General features: G+C 37.0%; 8 protein-coding genes and 1 pseudogene. 6 read left to right on the top strand and 3 right to left on the bottom strand.

Annotated features, from left to right (window positions below; genetic code table 11):
- The 5 genes from UF75_RS24465 to UF75_RS24445 all read left to right on the top strand — a co-directional run.
- A partial coding sequence (locus tag UF75_RS24465) for a hypothetical protein (RefSeq protein ID WP_045577126.1) occupies positions 1–194 on the top strand: 194 nt, incomplete at its 5' end.
- 878 nt (positions 195–1,072) lie between these two features.
- A complete protein-coding gene (locus UF75_RS24460) occupies positions 1,073–1,468 on the top strand; it encodes a restriction endonuclease (RefSeq protein WP_045577125.1) in 396 nt (131 codons plus the stop codon).
- Positions 1,465–2,151, top strand: a complete 687-nt coding sequence (locus UF75_RS24455) for an ABC-three component system protein (protein WP_052693619.1) — start codon at positions 1,465–1,467, stop codon at positions 2,149–2,151. The genes UF75_RS24460 and UF75_RS24455 overlap by 4 nt, the downstream gene beginning before the upstream one ends.
- On the top strand, positions 2,141–2,605 hold the full coding sequence (locus UF75_RS24450; RefSeq protein WP_242860418.1) for an ABC-three component system middle component 2: 465 nt from the start codon (positions 2,141–2,143) through the stop codon (positions 2,603–2,605). Before UF75_RS24455 ends, UF75_RS24450 begins: the two co-directional genes overlap by 11 nt.
- Before the next feature lie 53 nt (positions 2,606–2,658).
- Positions 2,659–3,504: an AAA family ATPase gene (locus UF75_RS24445; RefSeq protein ID WP_052693617.1), complete on the top strand. Its 846-nt coding sequence runs from the start codon at positions 2,659–2,661 to the stop codon at positions 3,502–3,504.
- A 191-nt stretch (positions 3,505–3,695) separates the two neighbouring features.
- Here UF75_RS24445 and UF75_RS24440 read toward each other — a convergent pair whose 3' ends face one another.
- From UF75_RS24440 to UF75_RS24435, 3 genes are read right to left on the bottom strand one after another with little or no spacing between them, the layout of a single operon-like run.
- On the bottom strand, positions 3,696–4,286 hold the full coding sequence (locus UF75_RS24440) for a hypothetical protein (protein ID WP_045577124.1): 591 nt from the start codon (positions 4,284–4,286) through the stop codon (positions 3,696–3,698).
- Positions 4,283–4,456, bottom strand: a complete 174-nt coding sequence (locus tag UF75_RS28750; RefSeq protein ID WP_156146604.1) for a hypothetical protein — start codon at positions 4,454–4,456, stop codon at positions 4,283–4,285. The genes UF75_RS24440 and UF75_RS28750 overlap by 4 nt, the downstream gene beginning before the upstream one ends.
- Positions 4,449–5,351 (bottom strand): Druantia anti-phage system protein DruA, encoded by a 903-nt coding sequence (locus UF75_RS24435; RefSeq protein WP_045577123.1) that lies wholly within the window; start codon positions 5,349–5,351, stop codon positions 4,449–4,451. The genes UF75_RS28750 and UF75_RS24435 overlap by 8 nt, the downstream gene beginning before the upstream one ends.
- Between UF75_RS24435 and UF75_RS24430 the strand changes: the two are divergent.
- Positions 5,335–5,720: pseudogene (locus tag UF75_RS24430) on the top strand (hypothetical protein); the annotation flags it as partial. The gene UF75_RS24435 and the pseudogene UF75_RS24430 sit on opposite strands and share 17 nt — an antisense overlap.

The following is a 5,720-nucleotide window of genomic DNA, read 5'->3' as shown; positions in this document are numbered from 1 at the left end:
TTGAAAAGGCTGATGTAATTGGACAAGGAAAGCCTGCGAACGAAAAGGTGGCTGTGAAAAAAAAGCACGTGTTGACGTTGCTCCAGGAAATGCTTGCCCAGAGTGTGGCATGCCGATCAACCATGAAAGCGGTTGTGTTGTTTGTACTCACTGTGGCTACTCGAAGTGCGGGTAAGGGTGTTGTATACAGATAATAAAGTTTGTCACTAGATAATAAAGTCTGTCACCAAAGACAGCATCCAGAAGTCAGTTCAAGTCGTAGTACTGTTTGAACCTACCGAAAGGATAGGCGAGGGAAGTGTTCAACCAGAGTAAAGTTGTTAAATTAGGTTTGCTCTTTCTCTCCATAAATAAATTCTTGTTGATCAACTGATATTTAACTTGGCCATTAAAACCTTGGAAATGAATTATTTATTAAACCAAAACGCTTCTTAGCCAATAGCTGAAAATTTCGGTTATTGGCTTTTTGTTTTTTGTTAGCGTAATTGAGTTGGAGACAGAGTTTCTTCGCTGACCTCTCGCCAATGAAAACAAGCACCTCTGTGTGCCTTATAACATATTGCTATAATGATTTACAAACTAAATAAACTATTCAGTGACGGAAGAAGATTGTTATTCAGGTGTTAGATGAGATCTCGATGCGATGCCCGTGACTCATTTATCCAGTTTCTAGGAAAGCTTAATTACAATTAAAAGAGTAAAGCAATTGTATGTTTCCTTGGACAGGGCACGTGGAGACGATAATAGTGCTATATTTGCCTTGATTGAGAGCATTGGTATGAGCCGGTTTGAGGAGTCCATGTTCTTTTCATAGTGTCATAGTGTGTGAGGGAATATATTAAGCCTGATCGTTTTAATTTAACGATCAGGCTTTTTTGTTTTTCTTGGATTATTATAGCTATCGTGGGAGGATATGTGAGAAAAAAATAGAAAGAATAGAGTGGATAATCTGGGGGCTTAGAAAGTCCTCTTAAGCTAGAGAAGGTATTTAGTAGTCAAATTACGAGACCTGATTCTTACAAATCTATAATAACGGACAAACCACTGTGTAACAACAAAAGAGGTGTGCATTTTGCTACAATTTGAATCTCTTAGCAAGCCAAAAATAGATATTGAAAGCTTTGGTATTGGAGCAAATATTCCTCCGATAAATCAAGTAAAAATGATGGATGAGGATTCTTTCGAGCATTTTACAGAAGAATGGCTTTATGCATGCAAAAAAAATAATTACACCTCAATTAAGAGAATTGGTGGCGCTGGAGACAAAGGCAGAGATGTTATTGGCTATTATAATAATGGAACTGTAGACTATTATCAGTGCAAGCATTATGCATCTGCATTGACTCCATCAGAATATTATATTGAATTAGGAAAATTGTGTTACTATACTTTTTCAAATGAATATGCAATTCCTAAGAATTACTATATTGTAGCATCTAATGATGCGGGCCTAAACTTAACAAGTTGATTGAAAACCCAGATGAATTACGAAGTGAGTTAAAGATAAACTGGGATAGTTATTGTCAAAACGCCATAACTAAAACTAAGAAAATCGCTCTAAATGGTGCATTTGAGAGATATGTTGATTCTTTTGATTTTTCGATTATTCATCACTGTCCAATTCAATCAGTTATTGATGATCATATCAGAACAATATATGGAAACATACGTTTTGGAGGAGTATCTGCAAAAATTCCGGATAAGATTGATCCCCCTAAAGCCCTTGATTCAAATGAACTTATTTACGTGACAGAATTGCTAAAAGCATATGCTGAAGCTATAGGGATTGAAGAATTTCCGATAGACGTATTGGAAAAATACTCTAGATACAACCAAAACTTTGCACGACAAAGAAAAGATTATTATTCTGCAGAAACGATTAGACGCTTTGTTCGAGATGTTTTCACAGACTCCAAGCAATTTGAAGTTCTTAAGGATGAGACGTTCGATGGAATAATTGAAGTGCTTGAATCAGACTATTCTAATGGGTTCGAACGCCTTAATGCAGTTGTTAAACATGCATCGACAGTATCAACAGATAAAAGTTTATTGAGTAGTAAACTCCATTGCATCGGAAACAGCGAGAAAAAAGGCGTTTGTCACATGTTAGTAAATGACAAACGCCTCAAGTGGGTGAATAATGATGACTGATGTTTTTAATACTGAGTTTGAATTATTTTTACGCATATTATTAATATTAAATTCTCCAAGTGTTAGGAAGGTTTCGAGCGATAGAATTGCTGCTATTGATTTTATAACAGTATATGGAAAAGATTTCGGGGTTTCCGACCAAAATTTACACGGAGATAACAATTATCGATTTAGTGAAATTTCCTGTAGAAGAGATTTAATAACAAAGGCAATAAAGGCTCTCGTTATTGATGGGATGGCAAAAGTAATATGTCAAAAAAGCGGGTTTTATTATTCCATAAGCGATAACGGAAAGAATTACTGTTCAAAATTCAATAACACATACGCTGATACGTATAGTTCAATTGTTAAACATACCCTTATCTATATTGATAATAAATCGGATCGTGAGCTAGCTAACCAAATCAACAGCTATTCAATAATCGCGTTACAAGGAGGTTTAATAAATGAGTAACTTCTTTTATAGAAAAATTAATTATATCCGGTGCAGGAAAAACTGATTCTATAGTGGAGTTTTCGAATGGTGTTAACATTATTTATGGACCATCCAACACGGGAAAAACCTACATTGTAAGGTGTATTGATTACTTGTTTGGCAGTGATGAAAATCCCATTGATGAAACAACGGGATATGACTGTATAAAGTTGATAGTAAAAACGGCTAAAGGCTCCATCACATTAAGCCGAAAATTGTCTAAGAAAAAAGTCGAAGTTTTAAGTTCAGATAACAAAATTGAATCTGGTACATATCTTCTTAAGGGTAAATATGAAAAAACAATCAACTCAATTTGGTTGCGCTTAATTGGAGTAGACGAGCAATATTTTATAATTAAGAATGAGCAATTTGAAAAACAATGCCTTACGTTAAGAACTTTCATACATATTTTTTTACTCACTGAACAGCGTATTATCAATAATAAATCAATATTGTTACCGATAACAGCAACTGCTAACACAGCAACAATCTCATCATTGTTGTTTTTGGCAAATGGTAATGATTTCGGCGAGATAACTCCCCAGGAAGATAAGAAAATCAAAAAAGCAAAGAAAAACGCTGTGGTTGCCTATATAAACAAAGAGTTATCAAATTTGGCTGATCGCAAAGGAGCACTAGCTGAGACCTTGGCGCTCAATAAACCATTAAATTTAGATCAAGAAATTTCAAATATTATTGACAAAATTTCTTCAAAGGAAACAGCTGTTACTGTAGCAATAAGCCGAAATCAGCAATTACTTAAAGAATTAACCAATACCAATGAGCGTTTATCTGAGTGCAATATTTTATACAATAGATACCAAGAACTCAAGTCTCAATATTCCTCAGCAGAGCTGAAGCATGATTTTCTTCATTGATAAATAAAACCCCGTATTCTTCCATTCTTAGAACCCTACAAGCAAGAATCTGCAGTTAGCTGAAGCCAAGCCTTCGTCTCACGCAACGTTTAGAAGTCGGATCTGTTTGGAAGTTACAATCACACTACAACAAATAAACCCTAAGCGGGTCATTCATTGTTTTCTGAAGGTGTTGTTCAGACTTCGCTGATCTAACTTGCTAATCTCCAATGGTACCTTTCGTCGTTCACAATGGTCGCTATTCGGGTTAAATCAAGAACATCCGCTGTACATGCTTTGAAAATAAACGCTAACACGCCAGTGATACCGAGTTCGGTCACTTTTTTCTCGAGAAGCTCACTATGCGCCAGTAATACATTGATGAATCGGCCAATTTGCATAAGATGATGAAAGCCCACCATAGCATTCCAGTCGTAGGAAAAACAATGTTCATATCGATATCCTTGATGTTTCATGACTAAAAAGTTGTTTTCGATTTTCCAACGATAACGACCGATCTTAAGACACCTAGTTTCCACATTCGTTTTCGTAATCTCTTTTCCAGAGATCCAGACGTACCTTGTTGATTTCAAGGCTGTTTTACCGGTAATTCGGCTTCTTTCTTCCCAGCTCTCTTCACAAACTACAACATGGAGTCGTTCTTTACATCGACCGTTGCCATAGGTATACTCGACATCGTTAATCCAACGATAAACCTGGTTCCGGCCTCCACAATGACGTTGGATGATGTTCTCTGGCGTAAGCCTGATCAGCCCCATGGCTTCTCTCCAAGTGTCTTTCATCGGTCAAATTTCTCGTCTTCCGGTGTCTCGTAACCCTGCTTTCTATTAGCTATGGCCCGTTTCTCTTGATACACCTGTGTTGAGAACGTAAATCCTTGGGCTTCAAGCTTTTTCCGTTTAAGTTTGTCTTCTTGTGCTCGTTTCTCTTGTCGTTTTTCTGATCTAATCATCGGGATTCACCGTTTTGTAAGGTTTAATCCCTTTTAGACAATCTTTAAAGTCTTTTTGGAGGGGATACATATAGATTGCTTTACGAGATAGGGAATACTCTTTTTCCCGGTCCATTCTGCCCCGACCTTGAGTTTCACCCAAATAGATCCAGTTCGAGGCTTTATAGCATGTGCCCGCAAAGTGAGAGGTGTCGACAAAGGTTTCTAAAAGGACAGGCGCATAACAATATTCGCGTAGCCAGTCTTCTTGAAGCTGTTTGATCGCCAACGATAGGACTTTGCTCGCTAGGTTTTTAACGTTAACCCAGGGAAGTATGAGAAATCGGCTGTTATTCACGATCAGATGAAGTCGAAGCTTACGATCCTCAACATTCCATCCAATCCACTCATCCCGAGAGCTCAAGGCCCATGAGGATGCCGAAAACTGAACGCAGCCTAGGAATGTCTCATTTGATTTAATAAAGTAGGCTAATTGAGAACCAAAAACTTGTTTGTCGCCGAGCATGTGATACTTACTAATGTATTGTCTCCAAAGCTTTAAGTCTATACCAGCTCTCGCAATTTTAAGATGAATCGGCGATAGATCCTTTAATTCACCGGTGATCGGAGTGGTGTCAAGTTTAAAGTCCGGTAGTTTCAAATTCCTACCTCTTATTTTTGAAGCATCTAATGGTGGAAGTTCAATGAGTCCTTCTTCTTCTAATTTTTCCAGAAAGGATGTACACTGAGGTGTTTTTCCTCTTCCTGCGGGTGTAGTCCAGCCTAGAAATTCACATAAGGTTCTTGCTAATTCTGTCCTTGATAACTGAGGGTATCTTTTTCTTGTCCACTTGATAAGGTCTATATCTTCAGACGTAAAATCTCTTCCGGAGAAGGTCATGATAGTCTTATCCATAGGTTCCCCACCTACCTTTCCAAGACTACCATACCATATTGATTTGTGTAAGTCCAGGCCTGTTTTGAGAAAAAATAAATTAAGAAAACTTTACACCCCAGATTTCATCTGTAATGTAAAGTTATGCTTCAGTTCTGATTCCTCAGATGTTCAACGGTTAAGTTTCATTGTTGATGGCGAAGCAAACAAAGATGTTAAAAATAATGCTATATGCCCTTTCTGTGATGGATATACTATGACAAAAAACACTCCTAATTATATTGAAGCATCAAAAGCAGAATATATAAAAATTAATCTTCAATTAAAAGATTTGGAAAAAGCTATTATTTCCATTAGTACAGAAAAACTATCATTGGAACAATCGGCTAA

This window comes from Desulfosporosinus sp. I2, from assembly GCF_000960765.1.
In the GTDB taxonomy this organism is placed as follows: domain Bacteria; phylum Bacillota; class Desulfitobacteriia; order Desulfitobacteriales; family Desulfitobacteriaceae; genus Desulfosporosinus.
Note: the sequence above shows the minus strand (reverse complement) of the source record. Positions and strands in the feature narration are given on the sequence as shown.